Source organism: Ignavibacteria bacterium, assembly GCA_025612375.1.
Lineage (GTDB): Bacteria > Bacteroidota > Ignavibacteria > Ignavibacteriales > SURF-24 > JAAXKN01.
Genome location: JAAXKN010000002.1, coordinates 222,431 through 237,242, shown reverse-complemented (window position 1 = coordinate 237,242; position 14,812 = coordinate 222,431). Strand labels below are relative to the sequence as shown.

Annotated in this window: 9 protein-coding genes; all 9 read right to left on the bottom strand. The window is 44.5% G+C overall.

Going from position 1 to position 14,812, the window contains the following annotated elements; all coding sequences use genetic code 11:
* Nucleotides 1–144 precede the first annotated feature (144 nt).
* Nucleotides 145–1,404, bottom strand: a complete 1,260-nt coding sequence (locus HF312_02795; GenBank protein ID MCU7519114.1) for a DEAD/DEAH box helicase — start codon at nt 1,402–1,404, stop codon at nt 145–147.
* A gap of 340 nt (nt 1,405–1,744) precedes the next feature.
* Nucleotides 1,745–2,146, bottom strand: coding sequence for a T9SS type A sorting domain-containing protein (locus HF312_02790; protein ID MCU7519113.1), 402 nt, complete (start codon nt 2,144–2,146; stop codon nt 1,745–1,747).
* Nucleotides 2,147–5,255: 3,109 nt separating this feature from the next.
* Nucleotides 5,256–5,612, bottom strand: a complete 357-nt coding sequence (locus HF312_02785) for a hypothetical protein (GenBank protein ID MCU7519112.1) — start codon at nt 5,610–5,612, stop codon at nt 5,256–5,258.
* A gap of 93 nt (nt 5,613–5,705) precedes the next feature.
* Nucleotides 5,706–6,782, bottom strand: a complete 1,077-nt coding sequence (locus HF312_02780) for a protein DA1 (GenBank protein MCU7519111.1) — start codon at nt 6,780–6,782, stop codon at nt 5,706–5,708.
* 94 nt (nt 6,783–6,876) lie between these two features.
* On the bottom strand, nt 6,877–7,890 hold the full coding sequence (locus tag HF312_02775; GenBank protein ID MCU7519110.1) for an aldo/keto reductase: 1,014 nt from the start codon (nt 7,888–7,890) through the stop codon (nt 6,877–6,879).
* A 134-nt stretch (nt 7,891–8,024) separates the two neighbouring features.
* Nucleotides 8,025–11,684: a DEAD/DEAH box helicase gene (locus tag HF312_02770; GenBank protein ID MCU7519109.1), complete on the bottom strand. Its 3,660-nt coding sequence runs from the start codon at nt 11,682–11,684 to the stop codon at nt 8,025–8,027.
* A 41-nt stretch (nt 11,685–11,725) separates the two neighbouring features.
* Complete coding sequence (locus HF312_02765; GenBank protein ID MCU7519108.1) at nt 11,726–12,034, bottom strand: hypothetical protein; 309 nt, start codon at nt 12,032–12,034, stop codon at nt 11,726–11,728.
* A gap of 141 nt (nt 12,035–12,175) precedes the next feature.
* Nucleotides 12,176–14,335 (bottom strand): TonB-dependent receptor, encoded by a 2,160-nt coding sequence (locus HF312_02760; GenBank protein MCU7519107.1) that lies wholly within the window; start codon nt 14,333–14,335, stop codon nt 12,176–12,178.
* Entirely contained in the window at nt 14,332–14,715 is a 384-nt protein-coding gene (locus tag HF312_02755) for a DUF4440 domain-containing protein (GenBank protein ID MCU7519106.1), read from the bottom strand. Before HF312_02755 ends, HF312_02760 begins: the two co-directional genes overlap by 4 nt.
* Between the last annotated feature and the right edge of the window lie 97 nt (nt 14,716–14,812).

Sequence of the window (14,812 nt, the reverse complement as noted above, 5' to 3'; positions counted from 1 at the left end):
AAATTTCCCTGTCTTAAGCGTAGTCATGAAAAAGACAAAAGAAAATTAAGGAATGATCAGAGGCTTATCAGGAAATGATTTTTTGTCTTTCTTTAAAAACAAAAATCCCGGGGTTTATGCCGGGATTAAAATCTATTGCAAACCTTAGTGATTTAACTTTCTTTTCCATCTCCGGTTCCTGTCTTTGGAAGAAAAACTTCTTTTTCTTTCCGAGCCCTGGGTATTCTGACCCATATTTTCGCGGGGGGTACTTACAGGTTCCTGATTTTTCATGGGGAACGGATGGTCTTCAACTACAGGTATAGTTTTATTAATAAGTTTGCATACATCCTTCAGGTACAATTTCTCTTCAGCATCGCAGAAAGAAAGCGCTGTTCCTGCAGCCCCGGCTCTTCCTGTACGCCCGATGCGGTGGACATAAGTCTCGGCAACATTTGACATTTCATAATTTATTACGTGCGACAGGTCTTCAACATCAATTCCTCTTGCGGCAATATCGGTTGCAACCAGTACTCTGGTTCTTTTGGCTTTGAAATTACTTAAAGCCTTCTGGCGTGCGCTCTGCGATTTATTGCCGTGAATGGCTTCGGCAATGATACCTGCTTTTGCAAGGTCCTGGGCAACTTTATTTGCGCCGTGCTTGGTACGCGTAAAAACGAGTGCAGAAGCTATTTTTGTATCTTTCAGCAGGTGAATCAGAAGAGACTTCTTATTGGATTTATCCACAAAGTATACCGACTGTTTAATCATATCCACGGTTGAAGAGACAGGGGTAACTGCAACGTGTGAAGGATTTACCAGTATTGTAGAAGAGAGCTTTTGGATATCCTGCGGCATAGTTGCAGAAAAAAGCATCGTTTGTTTTTTAGATGGAAGCTTTGCAATTACTTTTTTGACGTCATTTATAAAACCCATGTCAAGCATGCGGTCTGCCTCATCGAGGACAAACATTTTAACATTCTGAAGGCTGATAAAGCCCTGTTGCATAAGGTCAAGCAGCCTTCCGGGGGTTGCAACAAGAATATCCACGCCGCTTCGCAGGGCATCTGTCTGGGCCTTCTGCGGAACCCCTCCAAAGATAACCCTGTGGCGCAGGCCGGTGTGTCTTCCGTATGCGTTAAAGCTCTCGCCTATCTGAATGGCAAGTTCGCGTGTAGGGGTCAATATGAGTGCCTTTATGGTCTTATCTTTTTTCTCCGGCTGCTTTTCAGAATAAAGTATCTGTAAAACAGGGATGGCAAAAGCGGCTGTTTTCCCCGTTCCCGTCTGTGCGCAGCCAAGCAGGTCGCGCCTGTCCAAGATAACAGGAATAGCCTTCTGCTGTATGGGGGTAGGGGCGGTATAGCCCTCAGTTTTAAGCGCTTTCAGAATAGGTTCAATAAGATTTAAGTTTTCGAACGACATAAACAAGTTTCCTTTCTCGTATTTAAAAATCACGGGCGGCGGAATGGAATTATTCCGCTTAGTCAGCAATTGATCTTCTGTTATTAGATTCACCTGCCGACCTGATCATGAAATCAAAATCTTCTTATTTCTTGTTTATTCGGATGAAAAGGAACACGTTAGTGTTGAAGGGACTCACCGGAAGCAATCCAAGCTGATAATGCAAGCTTTCTATACGGAATTGTTTTATTTAATAACAACTCCGGCACAAATATACGAATTAAAGCCTTAACTAACAACGGATGTATTTTAAAGAGAAAAAGGGCAGAATAGTTTCTTATTCTGCCCTTTTTACATAAGGTTACTTCAGCAGAACCATTTTATTGGTCCTTGTGAAGTTCTTTGCCAAGATTCTGTAGATGTAAATTCCGGAGCTGAGTCTTCCGGCATTAAACTGAACGTTGTACCTGCCCGCATTCTGCTCTTTGTTAACAAGCGTCATTACCTCGCGGCCCAGTATGTCATAGACTTTCAGTTCCACCTTTGAGACCTCAGGCAAACTGTAGCTTATTGTTGTTACAGGATTAAACGGGTTCGGGTAGTTCTGAGACATTTCGTATGTTGATGGAATATTCCCAGATTCAACTCTGGAAAGTTTTCCTACCGTAAACCTGAATACATCTTCAGAAGTAAACGGATGACTTCTAATGATCAGGAACTGGTCGTTTGACTCTAATTTGCTGTTTACTGTAGGAGTACCCATCCAGAGCACCGGCAGCTCTCCATTTAACAGATCACCCTGCAAAGAAGCATCAGCTGTCTCTCTGTAATTCACATCAAATATAAAAAACCATTCTCTTGGACTCCCTGCCCCTACATTATCCAGCCCCTTTTGCGGAGGCCAGTATTTGCCGTCAACAGCCCCTTTCGGGGTGTTATTTTCAAGATAGCCCACTGCAAGCTGCCTTGGATGTGCAGGATCTTCCACATCATAGGCTGCAAACGGGAAGTTCTTCTTGAAATCCTGATATGGATAACCAGAAGTTTTATTAATCATATAAGGAATAAACTCAGGCATCTGCGGATAGTTTGAAGCACCTCTTAAGTAGCGGTAAGCATAAGAGACGTCAGGGTCACTCGGGTCAAGTACATTTCCACTGCTGTCAGTTGCGGCAAATTTAATTAAAACATCATGCAGTTTCTCAGGCCCTGCAGATGAAGTAAGCCAGCCGCCAGCATAGCCGATTGAACCGCTGAATCCTTCCAGAGAAAGAGATGCTCCTGACCATGACCACTTGAGAGTGCCCTGAGGAATCTGCCATTCCTTCATTCCGGGCTTAACGTCATTTATCTTAAAATAAATCCCATCATAAACAGGAGAATAAATGTTACCGTACATTGCAGACTGGTCATCCTGTACTAATCCATTCCGTGTGAGATCTTTCAGATACATTACCGCACTTCCTGATTCGCCGTTAAAACCGATCTGATATTCATGCCCTGTTAATTTTGAAGCATCAATTACTATAGGAGTAATTGTTCCTTCCCCATGGCCTGAAACTTTATCAAGGCTAAGAACGTCATTATATTTGGGACCGATAAGACTATCCTGATAAATGACTGAACAAACCCCAAGCGGACCTTCGATATTTGTAAGTTTATTTTCCGGGTCATTTCTGTAAGTATACGCCGAGATGCCGAAGTAATATTTCTTCCCGGCAAGTAAAGGTGCATGAGTAAGCGAGTCCCTGTAAAAAGTAATTTCTCTTAATATTCCCGAATCGGTTCCTCTCTGCTGAATGAGACTGATCTCATTTCCTGTAAGAGTATCAGGCCCAAGGCCTGTAATGGATTTAACTCCGTCAATTTTGTCGTAAGTGCCGAGGTATACTGCTCCCTTTTTTTCGGGCACACCTGAAGGTAGCTGATAGAGGTTGTAGCCCTGGAATTGATAACCCTCTTTATCAAAGTTTTCTATTTGGGTGTTTTCAGGGATTTTAACTGTTAAAGAGTTATTGGAGTATGTACCTGTTACTTTAGGAGCCTCGGGCGCCGGGATTTCCTGGAATTTGAAGTAATTATTGTACTTCTTCTGAACTTCTGCCGAGAAAAATTTCAGCAATTTAACGGAATTAATATTACTGCTGCTCTGTGCAGCCATCTCTGAAATTACAACTTCCTGCGTGTCACCGGGAGCCATATTGAAAGGGCCCGAAGACAGGCCGGTCCTGCGGTCACCAGGATCGAAAAGTCTGCCATCCAGGTAGCCCGAACCCGCAACAGGATCGCCTGAAAGAGGGAACTTTGTCAGGCCTCCGCCCAAGTTTGAAGGTATCGGGAATTCTTCGTCCTTTGTACTCATTTTCCCCCGCATTAACCTGTAGAAAGACATAGTTCCTAGTTCATAATATTGGCCGAGCTTAGGATCAGCATATGTATCGCTGCCGTTGATGAAATAGTAAAAAGCTGTCATAGGAAGGTTTTTCTTACCGGGAACTTTCCTGCCGTCATAGGATGCAGTATCTGAAAGTGTAGCGTTAACCCGGGGCCCCTGAAGGAGTTTGAACCCCACTGCCGGAGGGAAATTTCCATACACATGATCCATTACGTTGCCGTTGTAAACATACCCCATGTTTTGCAGGGTGTCGCATCCGGCAAGGTCATCATTTGCATCACCAATATCAGGATCTATCCAGAAAGAAAGATAAAAGTCCTTAAATTCGTTGTTACTTTTATTGATAATCTTAAACTTCTTAAAGTACGTATTATTCAGGATCCAGTCCTTGTCGTATGCCCAGACTGTAGTTTGAAGTTCCACTCCCATTGGAAGTGATCCGTAAAGTGCGCAGGTTTTAGCCGTGTCCAGGTCATTTGCTACAAACCATATGGTTTGAACGGCATCTTTGACTCCCGGTATATCCTTAGCAGGGTCATATTTCCCGTCGCCATCCTGGTCCCAGTATGGAGCCCCCTCAGATGCCGGCCATTCCATCCAGTCTTTTTCATATTTTGCCCTGACCTCACTTTGAGTCTTTTCTTCCTCGGCTGCCTCAATTGTCAGGTCGGCTGTTTTATAATCCGGCCTGACCCTGAATAATTTACTCTTTGCGGCGTTTGTATCTTCAGCCACCCCGGTTGAGATTATCCTTCCCGGCTGGAGACCCGACCCATAGGTGGAACCGCCTACACGTATGTTTTCATTAACTTTTCCGCCCCAGACGAACCCCGACTGGTATGCAACTGTCTTCTCGCCTCCCCGTGGAAACGCCAAACCCGATTTCCCGGAAAGGTTAAAATCTGAATAACCATTATTATAAATAAATGTGGAAAGGTTGTTTAGGTTTAGCTTTGTAAAGGTCAGTGAAGCATTGTTTGTGCTTACATGATTTTTGCCTTGTTTATCACCTGCATAAGCCAGAACAGTGAGAGCAATAAAGAAGAGCAGAAAAGCCGAAAGGAACTGTTTTTTTCTAATTACCATTGGCATGCCCCCGGATAGTTTAAATTTTGAGAATTAGTTAAAATAATATTTAAAATGAAAACCGCTGATTTCATGCAAACTGAAAAGGGATTCCATATATATATATATATATATATATATATATATGGTGACGTAAGGCGTTTTCGGAAAATTTTCTCCTGGAAAGTTATTTTTTTATTGAAGGTAAAATTAGTAGACCCTTCACTTTCCTGATATACCGTTTGGGCCGCATAATCTGTGCCAGGGAAAGTTCCTCTTTTACCCGGTTTTTCCTGTAGTAATTTGGAGAAGTGGCCTTCTTGAGCTACAGATAGTTCTGAAAAATATACACCCCGGAAACTGGACCTGAGGTGGGAGATTTATTAACCCGCTTTTTTACAATATTCTTGATTCAGGCACGTGTTTCACCACTCTTACCGGCGTTTTTCTGTCTACGCCCAAATAAATTCTTAACTGCCGGATATATCCAGTAGCCTGCAAAACCATAGAAAAGGCAGTTCAAGAGGAGTGTAAGGGACCAGAGGGAATAGAAATTATAGGCGTGCGAGTCCTTAAAGAATAGCCCGACAACCAGAAACACCGGTATGGCTCCCGGTATCTGAAGATAGAAATGTATTTGGTCCAGAAAGTCCCCGTTCATCCTGAAGATCTCGCCATTTGAAATAACATTCCTCATATCTATCCCAAGTGAGATAAAAAGGAATATTACTGCAAATACAATGAATGTAAGTTTATTTCCTTTCACCATTTTCTTTCCCTCATGGTTTATAAACCGGACCCAAATAACACCCGGGATCCGGATTTGTAAAGATAACTAAATTCCCCGGGATTTAGTATCTCTCTAATACCTTTTCAAATAACTCAGGAGTTGATTCAGACTCCTATCACCAAATTCCGACTTCACTTTCAGGAACCCTTTACCGTATGTATCGTCATCGTCATCTTCAAGCTGCTTCATCAGCTCGCGTGCCTTTGAGCCGCTTACAGACCTGAGGTAAAGATAAGATATATAGTTGCAGCTCCCCTCGCGGAGAAAATCCGGATGATCGTCTTTTGTATTATCATTAAGCCAAACGTGCATCAGCTCGTGGGCAATTACCGATTCAATATTCAGAGCAGGCACACCGTTAAGAACAAAAATTTCATGCCTCTTCAAGCTTTTTGATGCACGCTGATTTATGTACTCAGTTCTTGAACTGGTATTGCAGATCCCCTTCATATTGCCGTCGTACCTGCTTCCGGCAGCTTTTTTAAGTTCCCTTCTGTCCACTCCCCTGATGGAAATGGTTCTTTCATTAAAGCTAAGCCCCAGGCTTTTAAGCCTCTGCATAACCTTACCCATAAGAGCGTTTATCCGGGAGTTATCGAATACCGCCTCTTTATAGCACAGATTGCATATAGTCCTCCCGTCGGAATATTCTCTTCCCCCGCCTGTGGTCTTATTGGAGATGATCCTGCTGCAGTTATCGCATCTGGAGAGCTCATGGCTGTGATAGGAATGGTACTTATTACCGTAAGGATCAATTGTATATTCCCCGTCAAGAGGCTTCCCGCATACGGAGCATTTGGGAAGCACATAATTTTCATAGCACGAAGGATGATACTTTTTCCCCTCGCTGGTAACATACTCCCCTCTAATTATTTTGCTGCAGTAGTCGCAAACGAGGCCTTCTTTTACGGCATAACAGTCGGGGTGAAAGAACCTGCCGTCTTTTTCGGCAAAGGAGCCTGTAATTACTTTTCCGCACCTGGCACATATAAAGTGCCGGGGATGGAAATATTTCCCGTCGGCTTCAACATATCTGCCCGTGATCTTTTTACCGCAGTAGTTGCATTCCTGAGCCTGAGCTTTAAGCGGCGAAAGAAATATAATCAGAAGGAAACAGCCTAAAACATACTTTAAATTTAATCTGGTCATCTGTCCGGAATTCTTATAATTAAAAAAGGGCTCGGTAAGAGCCCTGCAAATATCATAAATTTATGATAAATCCAAACGCCAAAAATCGGTCCTATTATCTTAGGGCAACTCTCGGGTCCTGCATACGCGGCAGATTATACCACAGTCCGTTTAAGAATGTCATTTCTTCTTCATCCAGGCTTAAATCCACCCCCGGCAAGCTTTCATCTAACTGATTGGACTTACTGGCCCCGACAATTGCCGAAGTGACATAAGAATGCGACAATACCCAGGCCAGGGAGACCTGTGTAAGGGACTTGTTCCTGTCCTTAAAGAATTCCTTCATTAAATCAACCTGGTCGAACTGTGCATCCTGCCAGTAGCGTGCCTGGTAGAGTTTCCCCGAATCGCCCAGCTTAAAGCGTCCCATCTCCTCGGGCTCCTTATCGCGCTCATGCTTGCCGGTTAAAAACCCTCCGGCCAGCGGATTATAAACTATTACTCCCACCTCTTCCGACTTGCAGAGAGGGAAAAGCTCATTTTCAAATTCCCTGAAAAGAAGATTATACCTCGGCTGAATTGAATCGTAGCGCGATATTGAAAGCTTGTCGCTCACCCAGAGGGCCTTTGCAAGTTGGTAAGCCTGGTAGTTGCTGCACCCTATGTAGTGCACCTTGCCTGATCTTACGAGGTCGTCCAAAGCCCTCAGGGTTTCATCCAGGGGAGTTTCGCCATCAAAGAAATGCACCTGGTAAAGATCAATAAAATCTGTTTTAAGCCTTTTAAGGCTTGCATCAATTGCGTCCATTATGTGACGCCTTGAAAGCCCCTGGTCGTTTACACCGGGACCCATCTTTCCGTTGCATTTGGTTGCAAGGATTGTCTCGTGGCGCCTTCCTGGGTTGGCCTTTAGCCAGTTTCCTATTATCTCTTCAGTTCTTCCTACAGTTGAAAGCTGAGGAGGCAGGGGATAGACGTCTGCCGTATCGATAAAGTTTACGCCTCCTTCATAGGCGCGGTCTAAGATCTGAAAAGACGTTGTCTCATCGCACTGGTAGCCGAAGGTCATCGTTCCCAGGCATACTTCGCTTACCTTAAGTCCAGTACGACCAAGTTTTTTAATTTTCATACTGACTCCGGAATTTTATGGACCTATAGAAATAAAATTTAAGATAAGCTGCAAAATAAGCAAATTCAAACGAATTACCCTGATCAGAGCCATTTCGGAGATGGCCCTGCTTTAATTTGCAGTGGGAGCATGCTTCATTGCCTAAAAGAAAACAGTTCCTTCAGTTTCTTGTCCGTGAGTTCCGTTATCCAGCTTTCCCCTGCAGAAACTGTTATGTCTGCCAGTTCCTGCTTCTTTTTTATCATTTCGTCGATTTTTTCCTCGAACGTGCCTAGTGAAATCAGGCGGTAAACAGATACATTTTTCTTCTGCCCGATCCTGTATGCGCGGTCTGTAGCCTGGTTTTCAACGGCAGGATTCCACCAGAGGTCGTAATGGATTACATTCGAGGCCCCGGTCAGGTTTAAGCCCGTGCCCCCGGCCTTAAGTGAAATTATCATTACATCAGCCTTATCCCCTGCCTGAAATTCCGCAACCATTTTATCGCGCTTTATTCTAGGCAGGCTTCCATGAAAGAAAAGTGTATTTACCTGAAGATGGCTCCGGAGCATTTTCACGAGCAGTTCCCCCATCTCTTTATACTGGGTGAAAATGAGAGCTTTCTCCTTACTGTCGATAATCCTTAAGAGAAGTTCTATCAGCTTTTCGGATTTGCCTGAGTAATTAACTTCGGGACTGCCCGATTTAGTAAACTGTACGGGATGATTGCATATCTGCTTTAGTGATGTAATCATCTTGAGAATAAGTCCCTTGCGGCTGATGCCTTCGCTTCCTTTTATTTCATCCAGCATCTTTCTGACTGTCTGTTCATATAGCACCGCCTGGCCCGGCGATAAATAACAATATTCATCAAATACAAGTTTTTCCGGCAGGTCGCTGATAATGTTCCTATCGGTTTTAAGACGGCGCAGAATAAAGGGGGCAGTCAGCATTTTTAATTTCTCAATGCTTTCCTTATCCCTGTATTTTTCTATAGGGTTGGAAAACTCCTTCCTGAAATACTCAAAACTTCCCAGGTATCCCCTGTTAAGGAAATCAAAAATGCTCCAAAGCTCGCTCAGCCTGTTTTCCACGGGAGTGCCTGTCATGGCAATATAGCTTGAGGCTTTTATATCCTTGACTGCGCGGCTCTGGTCGGTCTGATAATTCTTTATATTCTGCGCCTCGTCAACAATAAGGCTTCCCCATTCCAGGCTGCTGAACTTCTGCCTGTCACTCCTGAGCGTCCCATAGGTGGTCATAACCAGATCAATATTCTTAGTTTCAAGTTTTCTGGACTGTCCATGATAGATAAAGGTTTTAAGTGATGGGGCAAACCTGGCGCACTCCTTGTACCAGTTGCCCAGAAGTGTTGTTGGGCATACCACCAGTGCCGGTTTTTCAAGCCTCTTTTCGGCCTTGAGCTTCAGGAGCAGTGAAATAACCTGTACCGTCTTTCCGAGTCCCATGTCGTCTGCCAGGCAGGAGCCGAATCCCTTTGCAGCATTTGAATATAGCCACCTGAAGCCGTTTACCTGGTAAGCGCGCAGTGCTGCCGCCAGGTCCCCAGGAACAGGGATTTGCCCGGACTTTATTAAATCTTCCCTTATTTTTCTTACGGCTTCATCCGGGTCAAATCTAATACCTGAGTATTCACCCGTAAGAAGGGTTTTCAGGATCTCTGTGCCTGAGAGCCTGGGGGAACCTGACTTAATACGTCCCAGTATGCTCTTTACCTCTTCAGGATCCAGCATGATGTATTCATCCCTGAACTTCAGCAGACGCCCTGCGGATTTGGATAGCTGGAGAAACTCCTCTCTGGAGATTTTCTTGTCACCTATTGCTATCTGCCATTTGAAGCTTACAAGGTCATCGAGCGACAGATAGCTTACGTTTTTCACTGTTTTTTTGCCCGAAGCTGTAAGTACTGCTCGCGGAGTAAGTATATTCCTGAGTGCCCTTGGAATAATGATTTTTATCCCAAGCAGCCTTAAGGCACCGGCAGAGCCGGTTAGAACACCATACATACCCTGAAGCGTAATTATTTCTTCTTTTTGCCCCCTGCTGCTTACCACCTCATCCAGCACGGGCAGGTACATTGCAGCAATTTTTGTCTGCCTCAGTATGCTGTTCATTATCAGGCCGGCATCCTGGTTGAAGAGCCTGCCCGAGGGACTGAAGAGTTCGTAAAATGGAACAGTGCCTGCGAGGGGATCCCTCTTATTTTCAAGCTCCAGCCCCACACTGAAACTCTCATTTCCAATGTCGTCAATTTTTATTACGGGAGAAATGTCCTTTGTTCTTATTGAGAGTACTTCAAGCCAGTCCGTTACAGCTTTTTGAGTGTTGTTCTCCTCAAACCTTTGCGGAACGAAAATCTCACCGAAGAAGAATGCCTTGAATACCTTGTCGGGGAGCACACTCTCATGCGGGTCCGGAAGGCGTATGAAACCAGATATTATATTGGTAATAAAAAAAGAGAGGATAAACAGTTCCGTATCCCCATTAAAGAGAGCTCCGTCTTTTTCCCTGAATATAAGGTTCCCAGGATTGAGCCCTCTTAGATACTCAATTGCGCCTTTTATCTTCTCATTGTGCAGCAGAGGAATGTAATGTATGCCAAAACTTCCTTTGCCGAAAGATGCAACTTCGGGAATAAATGAATGTGACTTAATTATGGCCAGTGCAATTGAAGAAGCCAGGTTGAAATAAAGAGCCGAAGGATTTAATTTTTCAGGTTTGCCGGACAGGGGCTGAGATACAAAAAAGGCAACTGCTGCAGACGGGTTTATTAAAACAGCAGGTACCTTTTTTATTTCAAATTCCTCTTTTGAGATCATTGGAACATCAAAGCTCACGCGTTTTTGCGCTTTCTTGAAAATATCAGCGCTCTTAAAGCCGCCGTCATTTGAAAAACCATGTGCAATAATACACGTCCTGTCATAAATTCCCTTTGCCTGAGCGGAAGTCTTTGACGTCCTGCCGTCGGTTTTTCTGAAAGCCAGATGAAAAAAGATATTCCTCAGGTCAACAGCACTTCCCTCATCCAGCACCTCTATAGAATCCACTTTTGAAGCGAGATAATGGTACTTCTCCAGCAGCATTGCCTTAAAATCACCCATGCTGTAAAAAAGCGGATCACTTTTAACGATAGTAAATATTGAATTAATATCGAGCACTGGAAAGTTAAGATCTAAATCTTCAGAAGAAATACTTGTCCCACGCGGTTTATACGAATAGGAATTCACAAAATCGCCATCTTCTCCATAAGGCAGCTTACTTCCGGCAGGGGAGTCCTGAAGGGTTGCAAAGGCTTCCTGAGGAATGCCTCTCAGGCTGAAAAGTATGAAAGGGTTTTTGTCTATTTCGTTGGCAATAATGTAATAAACAGCCGCCAGGTGCTTGCAAGGGTTGGCCCAGTCGGGGCATGAACAATCCGCGCTGATTTCCTTCCATCTGTCTGGAAGCAGGCGTATTTTCATATTATTCAGCAATCCAAGCAGAGCCTCGGGCAGCATGCCAAGACTGAGTTCTGAGGAAATGACCGGGTTTGACCCAATAAGTTTTTTTATTGCTGAAATCTGAGAGGCTGAAAATTTCCTCATTTCAATCTCAACACTATAGGGAGTTCTGCGCGAACCCTGGACGCTCGCTTTGATTCTGCCTCGGGGATCAATGTTTATACTTCTGACCCTGCCGGTGTTGGCGTAGGTTCTTCCCCTGGGGAGCCTGTTGAGGCCAAAGTCTATTCTCTCAAGAGCTTCGACCCAGGCACGCCCCCACCATGTCCGGCCGTATATTTTCCCGTAACCCATAGTCTGAAATAATCCTCTATTAAATATCGGTTAAATGGCTTCTACTTGTCTTCTTCGGTCTCCCAGGGCATTGCGGGAAGATTGTTCAGTCGCTTGGTATATTTGAAAGGATCCGACTTTCTTCCCTCTTTAAGCACATCATATACTTCTGACAAAACAACATTGGCAATCAGACGCTTTGCTTCATTTTCAGAGTAACCTTCGTTAAGCAAACGATTGAATGTTTCCCGTGTCTCTGGAGGATCCCCGGCTCTTAGCTGGTTATCGCCTACTTCAAGAATGGCTTTTCCGGCAAGCCTTCCGCTTTCTTTCCCTGAAGAACGCATAATGTTATACTTTAATATTTTCACATTAATATATGAGTACTAAAATGCAGAACTCTTATGCAATAAGAAAGTGTCATCTGCAGCACGTTTTTTTCACCAATATCCTTTCGCCTGGTTTTGGAAATTGCGAATGAGGATTATTTGCATATACCTGACCTATCCGGATCAGTTGAAGCCAATGGAAACGGATGTTGATATGTTACGCGGCAGTCCGGGCTCCAGGTAAACGGGACTCCCCCCGACGACGTCGGGATTTACAAAAGCCGAGGCGGCATATTTCTGATCCGTGAGATTATTTATACTTACCCGCCCCTTAAGGCTCAGGCTGCCAATGACTCTCAGATCTTCAAATCCTATGGATGCGTTTAATGTGTTATAGGCCGGCACCTCAGTTTTATTTGCGTCATCGGCAAAATATCTGCCAACTCCCATAAAATCAACGTTCAGGTAAATGCCCATAAGAAAGGCGGGCGACCAGGTTATTCCGGCATTGTAAAATATATCAGGCACTCCGGCTGTTTTATTCCCGGAGTAGTCGGCGAACTTTCCTGCCTTGGACAGATTATAGTGCACCGAGTCAACTTTATATTCATCATATTTATTTATAGAGTAGCTGATGCTCCCCTGTAAGACCAGTGTGCGGAAGAAATTTAAGACGGTGCCTGCTTCCACACCGGTTCTGTGGGTCCTGCCCGCGGTAAAGAAAAACCTTCCTCCCCTGTAAGGTATGATATCGTTTTTTATACGGATATGATAGAATGCCAAGTCATAGGTGACTGAAGTAATAAAGCCGCCTAAAGGGAGAGTGTGCCTTGTGCCCGCCTCAAAAGTTGTTGATGTGATCGGCTCGAGTAGAGGATTTATGAGGTAGACTGTATCCTGCCCGTATGTTCCTGCCGGGTCTGTTTCATTGCCCGCCGGGACCTCAATGCCTCCTCCAAGATTTGCATAGAAGCTCTGCAGGGGCGTAATTCTGTAAACTAATCCCGCCTTGGGAGTAAATTTTTCAAAAGATTTTTTCTGGTAGTTATTTGTCTGGGCCAGGTAGTTCTCATTGAAATATGTTATGTTGTCGTACCTGCCTCCAAGTGTAAGACTGAGCTTTCCAAAGAAAGTTATTTCATTCTGCAGGAATGCGCCAAAACTGTTTGCACCTTCTCTTTTATTATCCCTCAGCTCACTTCCGCGCCCGTTTACGGCAGACAGGCTGTAAAAAAGAATTGCTCCATCCTGGTAAGCTTCATCCATACCGATAGAGGACCTGTTCTCAATTTCATTTGCCGGATTAAAAGCATTTCTGAAAATGAAATTGCCCCCCGTGTGGTAACGCGTAAAGTCTCTGAAGGTACCTCTTTCCGAGCGCTGCAGATACTTGGGGTTTATGTAAGCCAGCGCCGATATTGAGTTGGACTCACTTAAATCGTCTTCAAAAGAAACCCCAATTCTGCCCAGGCGGTTAAACCTGCGTTCATCCCTTGCCTCATAGGTGGGATTTGCCATTTGAGGATCGGCATCAAACTGTGCCTTTGTTAAAGGTCCCGGTATATGAAATACGTCTGAGGCACCTGCGATGAAAATTCCCAAAGCGGAAGACTCATCAGGCTTTGTCAAAATTCCGATATTCACAAGCGACCTCGTGCTTTGGGAATGCCTCCGCCAGCCCTGGAAATTGACGTTTGAGAAAGACGCATAAAGCTTTCCCTGCCCCAGCGGCGTACCCGTCCTTAAAATAAAGTTATTCAGCCCGTAGCTTCCGAAGGTTTCTGAGGCCGTGATAAAATGACTACTGAAGTCAGGCACGGTTGAAATGTTTATTACTCCCCCGGAGGCATTTCCCCACAACGCTGAGGCATTCGAGCGTATGACCTCCACGTTCTCGGCAATATTCGGGTCGATAAGATCAAAGGACGTCCTGCCGTCAGGCTCAGTTTCGGGTATGCCGTCAACCAGTATTTTCACCCCCCTGGAAGTCCCGGAGTTGGAGCGGTCGCCTGCGCCGCGGGCCCCGAAGCCCCGGATTGTAAGGCGCACATCCTGGCTGCCGTATCTGGACTGTGCCAGTACACCCGGCACGGTTCTTAATATCTCATCCAAGCCGTAGCCCCTGCTGGTCTTAAGCTGCTCTTTGCCAAGGACAGTGACCGCATAAGGAATCCGCATAATCTCTTCAGGATAACGGGCTGCAGATACGGTAATCTGATTTAAGTAGTATACTGTGGAATCGGACTTTACCCTTTTTCCTGAGCCTTCCGGCTGCGCATATGACAACTGGAATAGTAAGCAGCTGATAATTGCTAAAAGTGCAATTTTCCTTATGTACATCATAGCATCCGCGGAATCTGCGATGAGTGATGCTGAATGATTGCTCCCTGCAAGTTAAGATCCAGCACGAAACTAAACCTTGCTTCAAAATTAAGTAATTCCCCTTCAACAGATAAACGCCAGAGATATATTCCCGAAAGGGCAAAAACGGTTGCCGATACCTTCTGCACCTTCACCGTATTTTCATGCAGTTTAACATTAAGCTCCTCATTTGAGCCCAGCTTCTCAAAGTAACCGCGTATTTTTACCGGGGTGTCGAGTATCCTGTTTGAAAATGTCGGGATCAGAACGGCATCCCGGTTATAGAAGGCAAGAATGTTTTCAATATCTCTTTTGTTAACAGTCTCAATCCAGGCTTTCAGAACTTCTTCGGGCTTTTTCATGCTTCTGCCATTAAATGTTAAGAAATACTGCAGACTTAATTAAAGCTGCATTTTTCTTAATATAATCAGAGTTTAGAATATATTCCTGCCATTCTTC